Origin of the sequence: Micromonospora inositola, from assembly GCF_900090285.1 — a bacterium.
Taxonomy (GTDB): domain Bacteria; phylum Actinomycetota; class Actinomycetes; order Mycobacteriales; family Micromonosporaceae; genus Micromonospora; species Micromonospora inositola.
This window is the reverse complement of sequence record NZ_LT607754.1, coordinates 5717257-5729704: the sequence shown is the minus strand read 5'-3', so window position 1 is coordinate 5729704 and position 12448 is coordinate 5717257. Positions and strand designations below refer to the sequence as shown.

13 protein-coding genes are annotated in these 12448 nt (G+C 72.9%); 2 read left to right on the top strand and 11 right to left on the bottom strand.

The features are described from left to right. Window positions 1-12: 12 nt before the first annotated feature. Window positions 13-726: a polyamine aminopropyltransferase gene (locus tag GA0070613_RS27385; RefSeq protein ID WP_089014911.1), complete on the bottom strand. Its 714-nt coding sequence runs from the start codon at window positions 724-726 to the stop codon at window positions 13-15. Window positions 727-894: 168 nt separating this feature from the next. Here GA0070613_RS27385 and GA0070613_RS27380 point away from each other — a divergent pair, with 168 nt between their 5' ends. Continuing rightward, window positions 895-1899, top strand: coding sequence for a zinc-binding dehydrogenase (locus GA0070613_RS27380; RefSeq protein ID WP_197699137.1), 1005 nt, complete (start codon window positions 895-897; stop codon window positions 1897-1899). Window positions 1900-1972: 73 nt separating this feature from the next. On the opposite strand, the gene GA0070613_RS27375 is transcribed toward GA0070613_RS27380, so the two are convergent. From GA0070613_RS27375 to GA0070613_RS27355, 5 genes are all read right to left on the bottom strand, one after another. Beyond that, the gene (locus GA0070613_RS27375) at window positions 1973-2581 is read right to left on the bottom strand and encodes a class I SAM-dependent methyltransferase (RefSeq protein ID WP_089014909.1); all 609 of its coding nucleotides are present in this window, start codon (window positions 2579-2581) and stop codon (window positions 1973-1975) included. Further along, complete coding sequence (locus tag GA0070613_RS27370) at window positions 2520-3431, bottom strand: sulfite exporter TauE/SafE family protein (RefSeq protein ID WP_089014908.1); 912 nt, start codon at window positions 3429-3431, stop codon at window positions 2520-2522. The genes GA0070613_RS27375 and GA0070613_RS27370 overlap by 62 nt, the downstream gene beginning before the upstream one ends. Further along, window positions 3428-4033 carry a rhodanese-like domain-containing protein gene (locus tag GA0070613_RS27365; RefSeq protein WP_089014907.1) on the bottom strand — a complete coding sequence of 202 codons (606 nt, stop codon included), beginning with the start codon at window positions 4031-4033 and terminating at the stop codon, window positions 3428-3430. The genes GA0070613_RS27370 and GA0070613_RS27365 overlap by 4 nt, the downstream gene beginning before the upstream one ends. A gap of 87 nt (window positions 4034-4120) precedes the next feature. Next, window positions 4121-5521 (bottom strand): MBL fold metallo-hydrolase, encoded by a 1401-nt coding sequence (locus GA0070613_RS27360; RefSeq protein ID WP_089014906.1) that lies wholly within the window; start codon window positions 5519-5521, stop codon window positions 4121-4123. A gap of 131 nt (window positions 5522-5652) precedes the next feature. Continuing rightward, complete coding sequence (locus GA0070613_RS27355) at window positions 5653-5922, bottom strand: metal-sensitive transcriptional regulator (RefSeq protein WP_089014905.1); 270 nt, start codon at window positions 5920-5922, stop codon at window positions 5653-5655. 170 nt (window positions 5923-6092) lie between these two features. Between GA0070613_RS27355 and eccB the strand changes: the two genes are divergently transcribed. After that, window positions 6093-7478 (top strand): type VII secretion protein EccB, encoded by a 1386-nt coding sequence (eccB, locus tag GA0070613_RS27350; protein WP_089014904.1) that lies wholly within the window; start codon window positions 6093-6095, stop codon window positions 7476-7478. 75 nt (window positions 7479-7553) lie between these two features. Here eccB and GA0070613_RS27345 read toward each other — a convergent pair whose 3' ends face one another. From GA0070613_RS27345 to GA0070613_RS27325, 5 genes are all read right to left on the bottom strand, one after another. Then, window positions 7554-8159, bottom strand: coding sequence for a class I SAM-dependent methyltransferase (locus GA0070613_RS27345; RefSeq protein ID WP_089014903.1), 606 nt, complete (start codon window positions 8157-8159; stop codon window positions 7554-7556). A 172-nt stretch (window positions 8160-8331) separates the two neighbouring features. Then, window positions 8332-9090, bottom strand: a complete 759-nt coding sequence (locus GA0070613_RS27340; protein WP_089014902.1) for an alpha/beta fold hydrolase — start codon at window positions 9088-9090, stop codon at window positions 8332-8334. Window positions 9091-9129: 39 nt separating this feature from the next. Further along, complete coding sequence (locus GA0070613_RS27335; protein WP_089014901.1) at window positions 9130-9996, bottom strand: carbohydrate ABC transporter permease; 867 nt, start codon at window positions 9994-9996, stop codon at window positions 9130-9132. Further along, window positions 9996-10952, bottom strand: coding sequence for a carbohydrate ABC transporter permease (locus tag GA0070613_RS27330; protein ID WP_089014900.1), 957 nt, complete (start codon window positions 10950-10952; stop codon window positions 9996-9998). The genes GA0070613_RS27335 and GA0070613_RS27330 overlap by 1 nt, the downstream gene beginning before the upstream one ends. Then, on the bottom strand, window positions 10949-12343 hold the full coding sequence (locus tag GA0070613_RS27325; protein WP_089014899.1) for an ABC transporter substrate-binding protein: 1395 nt from the start codon (window positions 12341-12343) through the stop codon (window positions 10949-10951). Before GA0070613_RS27325 ends, GA0070613_RS27330 begins: the two co-directional genes overlap by 4 nt. Window positions 12344-12448 lie beyond the last annotated feature (105 nt).

The window sequence follows — 12448 nt, the reverse complement described above, 5'->3', positions numbered from 1 at the left end:
CGGTCGCGTAGGTCAGTGCCGGGCGACGTAGACGGTGTTGGCGGACTCCCGCCCCTGCAACGGGTTGGGGAACCGGACGACGTGCGCCACCGAGGTCGGGAACACCTCGGTCAGCACCCGCTGGAACGCCTGGTCGGGCGGGTCGTTCGACCAGAGCGCGAAGACCCCGTCGCGGTGCAGGAGGTCGGCGAGCCGGCGGAGCCCCGCCACGGTGTAGAAGTCGGCGTGGCTGGGGTGCAGCACCTGGCGCGGCGAGTGGTCGACGTCGAGCAGCACGGCGTGGAACCTTCGCCCCGGCGCCTCGGGGTCGAACCCGGCGCCGGTGGCGACGGCGGCGAAGAAGTCGGCCCGGACGAATCGGGTACGCGGATCGGTGGCCAGCCCGGCGGTGAAGGGGAGCAGGTCCCGGCGGTGCCAGTCGATCACGTCCTCGATCGCCTCCACCACCACCATTGAGCGGACCCGCGGGTCCTCCAACGCCGTCCGCGCGGTGTAGCCGAGGCCGAGGCCGCCGACCACCACGTCCAGGGCGTCACCAGTCAGGGGTGCCAGCCCGAGCCGGGCGAGTTCGATCTCCGCGACCGGGAAGAGGCTGGACATCAGAAACTCGTCGTCGAGCTTCACCTCGTACACATCGACGTCGAGCGACGGGTCGCGACGCCGGCGCAGGCTGATCTCGCCGATCGGGGTCTCCCGCCAGGCCAGTTCTTCGAATCGCGCGCCCACGGGGGGTCCTCTCCGCCGGTTCCGTCACCGGATGTTACCGGCCCGTCGGCCCGTCGCCGGACGATCCGGGCCGCGCCGGGCTTTTCCGGCGCCGTCGGCATTCCGCGCCCCGGCCCGGGTATGCCACCCGGTCGAGGGCGTCGGCGGAAGGGGAGCGCGGTGGCGGAGATGTTGGCCGGACGGTTGCACGTGGCCGGGCGGGGGTTGCGGATGGAGTCGGTGTCGGTGCCCGAGCCAGGTCGCGGGCAGGTCCGGATCCGGGTGGCCGCCGCCGGGGTGTGCCTGTCGGACGTGCACCTGATCGACGGCACGCTCACCCCGCTGTACCTGCCCGGTGACGTGGTGACCCTCGGTCACGAGGTGGCCGGGACGGTCGACGCGCTGGGCGACGGGGTCGAGTGGTGGCAGCCGGGCCAGCGGGTGCTGCTGCAGGCGGGGGAGCGGGACCGGCGCGGCACCGTGCTCACCCGGGGCGTCGACTACGACGGCGGCTGGGCCGAGTACGCGCTGGCCCGCGAGGACACCCTGGTGCAGATTCCGGACGCGCTGCCGTTCGAGCAGGCCTGCATCATCCCCGACGCGGTCTCCACCCCGTGGGCGGCGGTGACCGACACCGCGCGGACCCGGCCGGGGGAGGCAGTCGGGGTGTGGGGCGTCGGCGGCCTCGGTGCGCACGCGGTGCAGCTGCTCCTGCTGGTCGGCGCGGCCCCGGTCATCGCCGTGGATCCGCTGCCGGCGGCCCGGGACCGGGCGCTGACCCTCGGCGCCGACGTGGCCCTGGACCCGAAGGACGACGGCTTCAAGGACGCCGTGCTGGCGCTGACCGACGCCCGCGGCCTCGACGTCGCGTTCGACTTCGCCGGCGTCACCCCGGTACGCGAACAGGCGATGACGGTGCTCGGTCGGCGCGGCCGGCTGGTGCTCGCCGGCATCGCCAACCAGCCGGTCACCATCCTCTCGGACAGCCGGTTCAACTACCTGTGCCAGGCGGTGCTGGGCCACTACGGCTCGGAGGCCGAGCACGTCGATCAGCTGGTGGCGCTCGCCGGTCAGGGCCGGCTCGACCTGACCGCCTCGGTCAGCGACGTGCTGCCGCTGGCCGAGGCGGCCGAGGCGGTGCGCCGGGTCCACGACAAGGAGGGCAACCCGATCCGGCTCATCCTGCGCCCCTGACCGGTCCGGGCGGGCTCCCGTCCCGGCCAGCCGTGCACCCGCACCGCCCGACCGCACCGCGGCGGGTCCGGAATCAGCCGACGGGGCGGGCCGCGACGACCACCGTGTCGAGGGCGTCGACCGTCCCGCCGTCGCCCGTGTCGACCGGCCGGCGGGCCGTCTCGGCCCGCTGGATCCGTAGCCCGGCGAGCCCGTCGACGACCGCTTCCGGGGTCAGCAGGATCGCCGGGTCCTGCGGCCCGCCCGTCCCGCCGCCGAGGTTCGTCCGGTCGTGACCGACCACGACGACCCTGCCGCCGGGGCGGAGCGCGTTGCGGGCGGCGCCCAGCACCCGGGCCAGGTCCTCGGCGGGCAGGTGCAGGTAGCTGATCACGACCAGGTCGTAGCTGCCCGGCACCGGCCGGTACCCGGTCACGTCCGCGACCCGCCACTCGACCGGTACGCCCCGGCGGGCGGCCAGCTCGCGGCCCCGCTCGACGGCCACCGGGGAGAAGTCCACGGCGGTGACCCGCCAGCCCTGGCCGGCCAGCCAGACCGCGTTGCGTCCCTCGCCGGCGGCCAGGTCGAGCGCGCTGCCGGGGGTCAGCCCGGCGACCGACTCGACGACGAACCGGTTGGGTTCAGCGCTCCACACCAGACCCGGCGCGTTGGCGTACCGGGTGTCCCAGTCGCTGCTGTCCACGGTGTCTCTCCTTCTGGCGGCGTCGCACCACCGCCACCGAGACCGTACCGGCCGACGCGAGCGCCGCCGCCACGGCCAACCCTCGTCCCAGTTCGGCGGGAAGCTGCTGGGCGAGGACGAAAACGCCCATGACCACGACGAACCAGCCGAACGACTTGCGCAGGATGTCGACAGGGATCCGTCCGGCGAGTCGCCCGCCGGCGAAGCTGCCGATGATGGCGGCGACGGTCACCGCGGCGGCCAGCCCCCAGTGGATGCTCACACTGGAGAGGTAGCCGGCCAGGCCGGCGAAGGACTTCATCGCGATGACGACCAGGGAGGTGCCGACTGCGACCGGCATCGGCAGGCCGCCGAGCAGGGCGAGGGCGGGCACTACCAGGAAGCCGCCGCCGGCGCCGACGAGTCCGGTGACCAGGCCGACGACGATGCCGTCGACGATGACCCCGAGCACGGGCAGTTCATGTGGCACCGGCCTGCCCTCCGCGGCGCGCCGGCCGCGGATCATCGCGACCGCGGTGGCCAGCATCATCACCGCGAAGCCGGTGAGCAGCAACCCGGCCGGGATCAACGCGGCCAGCCGGCCGCCTGCGTAGGCGCCGGTCATGCCGGCGAAGCCGAAGATCAGGCCGGTGCGCCAGCGCACCCGGTTGGCCCGGACGTGCGGCAGGACACCCACCGCGCTGGTGACGCCGACGACGAGCAGCGACGTGGCGATCGCCTCCTTGGCCGGCAGGTCGGCGACGTAGACCAGCAGCGGCACGGCGAGGATGGATCCGCCGCCGCCGAGCAGGCCGAGGCTGATCCCGATCAGCACGGCCAGCCCGACGGTCAGCAGGATGCTCGCGGTCATGCCCGCCGCCCGGTGGCCGTGCCGTCGCGCAGCTGTCCGACGATGGTGTCCAGGTCGCAGCTGGCGCCCCGGTTGTAGGGCAGCTTGCCGAGCAGCATGCCCATTGCGCAGGTGTTGGTCACCGCGGCGAAGGTGAGGCCGGCGCCGATGAGCCCGGCGACCCACCTGAGGCCGGGCACGAGGACCGACGCCAGGATGCTGACCAGGACGATCGAGCCGGCGACGAGACGGACCTGCCGTTCCAGGTCCCAGCGGGGTGCGCCCTGCTTGATTGGCGCGTCGGCGGCCTGCCAGGCGAGCATGCCGCCGTCGAGGACCTTGAGGTTCGGCAGCCCGACCCCGGCGAGGGCCTGTTCGGCCTGGGTGGCGCGGGTGCCGGAGCGGCAGATCAGCACCACGTCCTCGGCCAGGTGGGTGCGCAGCTCGTCGCGATGCTCCTTGAGCAGGTCCAGCGGGACGTTGTAGGCGCCCGGGATGTGGGACGTCTCGAACTCGGCGGGGGTGCGCACGTCGAGCAGTCGGGGCCCCTGGCCCGAGTCGATCAGCTCGCGCAGGGCGCCGGCGTCGAGCGTGGCGGGGCGGGCGGTCTCGGAAGTGCTCATGTCTCCTCGTTCGTGGCTCAACGCCGTTGTCGGCGGGCAGGGCCGGCCGGCCGGCGCGGAGCCGCGCCGGCCGGTGTCGCAGTTGGGTCAGGGCTTGTCGGCCATGGCGACGCCCGCCGCCTCCGCGTTGCCGAACTTGTCGTCGATGACGACGACCTCGCGGCCGGCGTTGGCGAGCAGGGACGCCGCTGCGGTGGCCCGGTAGCCGGAGCCGCAGTGCACCCAGACCATGCCCGGTGGGACGTCTGCCAGCCGGCGCGGAAGGTCGGGCAGCGGGACGTGCACGGCCCCGTCGACGTGGCCTGCCCGCCATTCGTAGGTCATCCGCACGTCCAGGACCACGTCGGGGGCGGGCAGGCCGGCGGGCGGGTTGCCCGCGCCTGCCGCGGCCAGCGCCGGGAAGTCGGCCATCCGCAGCTCGCGGAGTTGGGCAGGGTCGGTGGCCCACTGCTCGAGCTGGCCGGTGGCCTGCGCGGCGGGCCGGTCGATGCCGATCCGGACCAGCTCGCGCTGGGCGCTGGCGACCTGCTCCGGCGTCTCCGCCAGCAGGGTGATCGGTAGGCCCCAGTCGATCAGCCAACCGAGCCAGGTCGACATCGGGCCGTCCAGCCCGAGGCTGACCGTGCCGGCCAGGTGCGAGGCCGCGTACGCCGTGCGGTGGCGCAGGTCGACCACCCACTGCCCGGCCGCCATCCGGTCGCGCAGCTGGGCGGCGTCGGCGCGCGTCACCGGGGTCAGGTCCACCGGTGCCGGGCCGGCGACGTTGCCCACCCCCATGTGCGCGTAGTACGCGGGGTAGGCGTCGAGCCCGGCCAGCGTCTCGGTGGCGAACTGGTCGGCGGCCAGCCGCAGCACCGGGTTCGCCTGCTTCTCCCGGCCGATGGTCGACTCCGGGGCGTCGGCCTGACTGGCCGAGCAGAAGCTGCCGAAGCCGTGGGTCGGCCAGACCTGGGCTCCGTCGGGCAGCAGGTCGGCCAGCCGCCTCGCTGAGGCGTGCTGATGGTGGGCGAGCTCGTGGGCGTGTTCCTTGCCGAGCAGGTCGGTGCGCCCGGTGGTGCCGAAGAGCAGCGAGCCGCCGGTGAAGACGCCGCCCGGCCGCCAGTCGCCGTCGGTCGCCTCGTCGAGCACGTACGACAGGTGGTGGAAGGTGTGGCCGGGCGTGGCGACCGCTCGGATCCGCAGGGTGTCCGAGATCGGGACCTGGTCGCCGTCCGAGACCGGCATCCGGTCGAAACCAACCTCGTCGGCCGCGGCCACCAGGTAGTGCGCGCCGGTCAGCCGGGCCAGTTCCAGTCCGCCGGAGACGTAGTCGTTGTGGATGTGCGTCTCCACCACATGGGTGATCCGCACGCCCTTCTCGCCCGCCAGGTACATGACCCGGTCGATGTCGCGTTGCGGATCGACCACGATGCCCACCGTGCCGTCCGAAGCCAGGTAGCTCCGGTCGCCGAGGGAGGACGTGGCGATGACCGACACCTCAACTGACATTCCGATCTCCCTTCAACGTTCATATACCCGGGGGGGTATCCGGGTGGCAGACTTCGGCCCTGGTTCGAGGTGCGTTTACCCGCCCACGTCGCCGGTAGGCGACGCGGGCGTGACGTCGTTTAAATGATCGATCAGGCCAGGGCCAGGAAGAGCTTCTCGAGCTCCTCCTCGGTCATCTCCGGGGTCTCGCCACGCTCCCGCGCGGCATTGCAGTGTCGCATCCCCGATGCGATGATCTTGAAGCCGGCCCGGTCGATCGCCTTCGACACGGCCGCGAGCTGGGTCAGCGCCTCCCGGCAGTCCTGCCCGCTCTCCATCATCTCGATCACCGCGTTGAGTTGCCCCCGGGCTCGCTTGAGCCGGGTCAACGCCTCGCCGGTCATCTCCGGTCGCAGCTTCACCGCGCCACCTCCTGTGCTCCAACATACCCCCGGGGGTAGCCGCTCGGCCACATACCCCGGAGGGTATGCCCGACGGGGTGTGGAGAAACCGCTCATCGGCGACACAGGGTCCTCAACGCATCGACGGAGCGCTTATCCTGTGCCCCGGCCGACCCAGCGGAAGGGACCCCATGCCGTCGCGGCAGGACCAGCTCCACTCGTACCAGTTCACCGTGCAGCGGGCCGTGGCCGCGCTGGTGATGCGGGAGACCGATCCGGCCCAGTCGCCGTTCCGGCGGCTGGCCGGCGCGGGCCTGGCCAGCGTGCTGGTCGCGGTGATCGGCCTCGGCGGCTTCGCCCTCTACGGCCTGTTCGCCGGCGGCGGCAGCTCCTGGCGGGACTCCGGCGCGGTGATCGTGGAGAAGGAGTCCGGCGCCCGGTTCGTCTACCGGGAGCAGAAGCTGCATCCGGTGCTCAACTACGCCTCCGCCCTGCTCATCATCGGCGCCGACCGGCCGAAGACCGTGCTGGTCTCCCGGCGCTCGATCCAGGGCGTTCCGCGCGGGCTGCCGCTGGGCATCGCCGACGCGCCCGACTCGTTGCCCGCGCCGGGCCGGCTCTCCACCGCGCCGTGGACGATCTGCTCGGTCACCTCCGCCGAGGCCGGGCCGACCGATCCGCGCTCCGCGCTGCTGATCGGCCGGCACGCCACCGGCGGCCGGTCGCTCGGCGAGCAGGGGGTGCTGCTGCGGCACCCGGACGGCAGCCTGCACCTGCTCTGGCACCACCGGCGGCACCTGCTCCGCGACACCGACCGGGTGCTGGCGGCACTGGCCGCGACCCGGGAACGGGCCGTGCCGGTGGCGCCGGCGCTGCTCAACGCCGTGCCGGCCGGCGCTGACCTGGCCCCGCCCACGGTGCGCGGGCTCGGCGAGCGTTCCGCCCGGGTCGCCGGCGCCACCGTCGGCGATGTCTACCTGGTGCGCAACTCCGGCGGCGGCCGGCAGTACGCGGTGGCCGAGCGGGACGGCCTGGCCGGCATCACCGAACTGCAGGCCGGCCTGCTGCTCGCCCGCACCGGCCAGGGTGAGCCGAAGCCGATCACCCTGGGCCGGTTCGCCGCCCTGCCCAAGCTGCCCGACCGGGTCCCCACCGGGCCGACCGCGCCGCCCCCCGCCCCGCCCCGGCTGGCCACCGTGGACGGCGGAGCGGTCTGCGCCCGGGTCGGCGACGACACCGGCGTACGCGACGTACGGGTGGGCGCCGCCCCGCCGGACCTCGCCGCCGGAGCGCGGACGCCGGCCGGCCCGGGCGGCGTCCGCGCCGACCAGGTGATGGTCGAGCCCGGACGCGGCGCGGTGGTCGAGTCGGCGGCGGCGCCCGGCGCGTCCGGCGGCGCGGTCTCCGTGGTCACCGACCTGGGCCGGCGGTACGTCCTCGCCGACGGCGCGGTGCTCGGCATGCTCGGCTACTCCGACGTCCGCCCGGTCCGGCTGCCGGCGAGCCTGGTCAGCCTGGTCCCTGCGGGCAGCCCACTCGACCCCGCCGCCGCCCGCGCGGTCGCCGCCCCGGCCTGACCTCGGAGCCCTCGCCCGCTCGGCGCCGGCGGCCCGGGCCTGGCGCCGGTCGGCCCCCGGGTGCCGGCCGGGCGGTCAGTCGGCAGGGCGGCGCAACACGCTGACCGCGAAGTCGGCCTCATCCCGCCACGGGCGCAGGTCCCAGGTGGCGAAGCGATGCTCCAGCCGCAGCCCGGCGGCGACCGCGTCGGCGTCGAAGTCGGTCAGCGGGTAGCCCCGGTCGGTGCCGAAGCCGACCACCACGACGCCGTCCGGGCGGACGTGGGCCGCGACCCGGGCCAGCACCGCCCGCTCGGTGCCGGGGGCGACGAACGCCATCACGTTGCCGGCGATCACGGCCGCGTCGAAGGGCTCCGCCTCGTCCTGAGCGGCGAGGTCCAGCGCGGCCAGGTCGCCGACCAGCCAGCGGGGCCTGGGGTGGTCCGCGCGGGCGGCCTCCACCAGGGCCGGGTCGGCGTCGACCCCGACCACCCGGTGCCCCCGGGCGGCCAGCGCGGCGCCCACCCGCCCGGTGCCGCTGCCGGCGTCCAGGATGCGGGCCCCCGGCGGGACCAGCGCGTCCAGCAGCCGCGCCTCACCGGCCAGGTCCGCCCCCTCGGCGGCGAGGCGGCGGAACCGGTCGATGTACCACTGCGAGTGCCCGGGCTTCGTCTCGGTCACCCACCGCGTCGGCTTGCTCATGGGGTCACCGTAACCGGATCACCGTCGCTGGGAGCCGGATGGGGTGTCCGGGCGCCTCTGCCGTGCGTGACCAGGCGGGCTGCGCGGTGCCGACCCGGCGGTGTCACCCCCGCTCAAGGTCAAGTTCAGCCCCACCAGGAAGAGCACCGCCGAGCGGTACTCGTTTCCGGCGTCAACCGGCGGAGAGGACGAGCTCCGCGGTCCGCTCCGGTTGGTCGACCTGCACGAAGTGCCCCGCATTCCGGAGCAGGTGCAGGTCGGCGCGCGGAAAGAGCTCCGCGAAGCGGCGCGCGACCCGCGGGTTGAGGGAGCGGTCCTCCGCGCCGAAGATCACCCGCACCGGTCGGTCGAACCGGCGCAGGTCGGGTAGCCGGCGCCGGCGCGTCAAGACGGTGCCGAGCAGGTCGTCGTTGAGCCGCCAGAACGCCGGCTGGGCCGCGACGAAGTCATCGCACAGGCGCTTCACCAGAGGGGCCCGGCGTTGGTCGTCGCGGATGAACCTGCCCACCTGCCAGGCGTAGAGGCGCAGCGCGAGGTCCGACCCACGCCCCGCCAGCTTCCGCGCCGCGACGCGCACCAGCGGAGTCGAGTACAGCGCGATGGCGGGTGGTCGGCGCAGCGCCGCCGTCTGGTGGTAGTAGGTGTTGAGCAGCACCAGCGCGGCGACCCGGTGCGGATGCATCAGCGCCCAGTCGATCGCCGGTGGCCCGGACGCGTCATGGGCCACGAGCACCACCCGCTCGAGCCCGAGATGGTCGATCACCGCCGCGACGTCGCCGGCCTGGTTGTCCGCGGTGTACGGGTAGCCGTCGGGCTTGTCCGAGCGGCCCCAGCCGAGGAAGTCGAAGCGGACGACCCGCCGATCGCCGTGACCTGGGCCGACTCTAGCCCGTGGGTGAGGCCGGCAGGGCCGGAAAGGCGGGACGGCCAGGCGCCGCCGAACGGCCGCGGTGCCTGGCCGTCGGGACGGTCAGCCCTTCTCCGCGCCGCTGGTCAGCCCCTCGGTGAGCAGCCGTTCGCTGGCGAAGAAGAGGATCACGATGGGCAGGGTCAGGATCACCGATCCGGCCATCAGCACGGTCTTCGGCACCTCGACGCCGTCGGAGAGCAGCGACAGCCCGAGCGAGACCGTCCACCGGTTGGGCTTGTCCACCAGGAAGAGCAGGGCGAAGAGGAACTCGTTCCAGGCGATCATGAAGTCGTAGAGGGCGACCGCCATGATCGACGGTGCCGCGAGGGGCAGGCTGACCCGGCGGATGATGCCGAGCCGGCCGGCGCCGTCGATGGCCGCCGACTCCTCCAGGCTGATCGGGATCGTCTCGAAGTAGTTCTTCAACATGTAGACCGAGACCGGCAGGGTCTGCGAGATGTAGACAAGCACCAGCCCGAACAGCGAGCCGCGCAGCCCGACCCGGGTGAAGACCACGAACAGCGGGATGGCGATGACGATCGACGGGAAGAGGTAGACGGCGAGGAAGAGGGCGTTGACCTGCCGCCGGCCGAAGAACCGCAGCCGGGACACCGCGTACGCGCCGGGGATGGCGACCACCAGGGTCAGCAGCGTGGCGGCCAGTGCGACCAGGCCGCTGTTGCGGATGAAGGTGAGGAATCCCTGGCCGCCGTCCTCGGCGGCCTTGAGCACCTCGGCGTACGTGGCGACGGTGAACTCGCCGACCGGCACCCAGAGCGAGCCGGGGTCGAGCAGCAGGCGCTCGATGGGGCGCACCGAGAGCACCAGCATGTACCAGAAGGGCAGCACGGTGACGAGCAGGAAGGCGGCGATCACCAGCCGGCGCAGCCAGCGCAGGCTGACCGTCTCGATCCGGTCCCGGTCCATCACGCCTCCCTGCGGGCGGTGAAGAAGCGCAGGTAGATCGCGACGAACGCGATCAGTACCACGGCCAGCACGACCGCCTGTGCCGCCGCCGCGCCGACGTCGGTACGCGCCGTGAGGAACTGGTAGACCCGGACGCTGACCACCTCGGTGCCGGCCGAACCGCCGGTGAGCAGGTAGACGTCGTCGAACTTGTTGAACGTCATGATGAACCGCAGCACGCCCAGCAGGGCGATCACCGGCAGCAGCTGCGGCAGCAGGATGTGCCGGAAGCGCTGGGTGGGGGTGGCACCGTCCACCCGGGCCGCCTCCTCCAGCTCACCGGGGACGGCCTGGAGCCGGGCGAGCAGGAACAGGAAGGCGAACGGGAAGTACCGCCACGCCTCGAACGCGATCACCGTCCACAGCGCGGTCGAGTCCTGGGACAGGAACGGGATCGGCGCGTCCCAGCCGAGGAACCGCTGCCCCCAGTCGTTGACGATGCCGAGCTGCGGGTCGAGCATTACCTGCCAGACGAAGGCCACCGCGACCACCGGCGCCACGTACGGCAGCAGCATCGACGCCCGGACCAGCGTGCGCCCCCGGAACGGCCGGCGGACGACCAGCGCGGCGACCAGGCCGATCACGATCGACCCGAAGGTCCCGCCGAGGCTGTAGAGCAGGGTGGTCCAGAGCGTGTCGGCGAACCCGGGGGTGTGCAGCACCCGGTCGAAGTTGCTCATGGTGAACTCGCCGAAGAGCCCGGTCCGGCGCAGGGTCGCCAGGCGTACCCGTTGGAAGGCCAGCACGACGGTCCAGACGATCGGGATGCCGATCACCGCGAACACCACGAGCAGGGTCGGGGTGACCAGCGCGAGCCCGGCGCGGGACTCGCGGCGGCGCAGGGTCAGTGGCCGGCGCCGGGGGCCGGGCCGCTCCCGGGCGGGGGAGCGGCCGGCCTCCGGCGCGGTGGTGGTCAATTGACGCCCTTCTTGATCGCCTCGACGTCCTTCTGCGCCCGGGCGGCGGCCGCGGCGGCGTCGGACTTGCCGCCGATCACGTCGGCGAGCGCCTTCGGTACCGGCAGTTCACCGAGGATCGCGCCGACCAGCTTGCCCTGGCCCTGCGGCAGGCCCCAGCGCTGGAAGGTGTCCGGGCTCTTGCGCAGGGTGGCCAGCACGTCGTCGCCGTAGACGGCGGAGAGTGGCTTCTTGGCGTCCACGCCAGCCTGGCTGGTGTTCCAGGCGGTCAGGAACTTCTCCTTGTCGTCCGCGGTGCCCTTGCGGACCGGGAACCGGCCCTCCGGGGACATCCCGAACCAGCGCGGGTAGCCGTCGCCGAGCATGTACTCCACGAACGACTTCGCCGGATCGGCGGCGGCGCCGTCGAGCACCGCCCAGGAGCTGATCTCGCCGTACTGGGCCGGTTCGGCGTAGTTGGGCCCCTTGATCGCGGTGACGAAGGCGCTGTTCTTCGCCAGCCAGGTCGGATCCTTCGCGCACTGCGGGCAGGTCGGCTTGGCGTCGTTGCGCAGCCCGGCCAGCTCGTCGAGGATGAACGGCGACCAGATCAGCATCGCCGCCTTGCCGGCGAAGTAGGTGGCCCGGGTGGTGTCCACGTCCTGCGCACCCTTGACCGAGTGGTTGCGCATCAGGTCCCCGTAGAAGCGGAACGCCTCGACGCACTCCGGGGAGTCGAGCTTGACCGCGCCGGAGTCGTCGGTGAGCTGACAGTTGTTGGCCAGGGCGAGATGCTCGAAGGTCTGCTGGGTGAAAACGTCGCCGGGGGCGGTGGCCGCGGTGATGCCGGCGACGCCACCGGTGTTGAGCTTCGCCGCGGCGGCGGCGATCTTCTCGTACGTGTCGGGGGCGGGCAGGCCGGCGGCGTCGAAGAGGTCCTTGCGGTAGACGAGCAGCTGCCCCCACCCGTCACTGGGGACGGAGAGCTGCTTGTCGCCGTCGGAGGTCAGCTCCAGCGCGCGTGGCGAGAAGGTGTCCCGCCCGAGCTTGTCGACGACCTCCTTGTTGGCGTCCGGGTGCAGCAGATCGTTGCCGGCGAGAGTCTGGATGCCGGCGAGCGAGACCGAGCCGACCACGTCGGGCAGCTCGCCGGCGGCGGCGCTGGAGGCGATGAGGGCGGGGAACTGGTCCTCGTTGACGGTGACCAGGTTGACCTTGACGCCGGTCTTGGCGGTGAAGTCGGCGATGATCGCCTTGGTGGCGGTGACCCGGTCGGCCACGTCCTCCAGGCTCCACACCGTGATCTGTGAACTGTCGCTTTTCTGCTCGTCGCCGCTGCAGGCAACCATTCCCACCCCGGCTAATGCCATGATCAGGGTGGAGGCCAGCATTCGCGTCGGAGGTAATGACATCGACGGCACTCCTCTCGAAGGGTACAACCTGGATTCAATACCCTTCGATTCATTAAAGGAACCAGATATGCCGATTTTTTGGTAGAATCGAGGCCGGCACTTTCC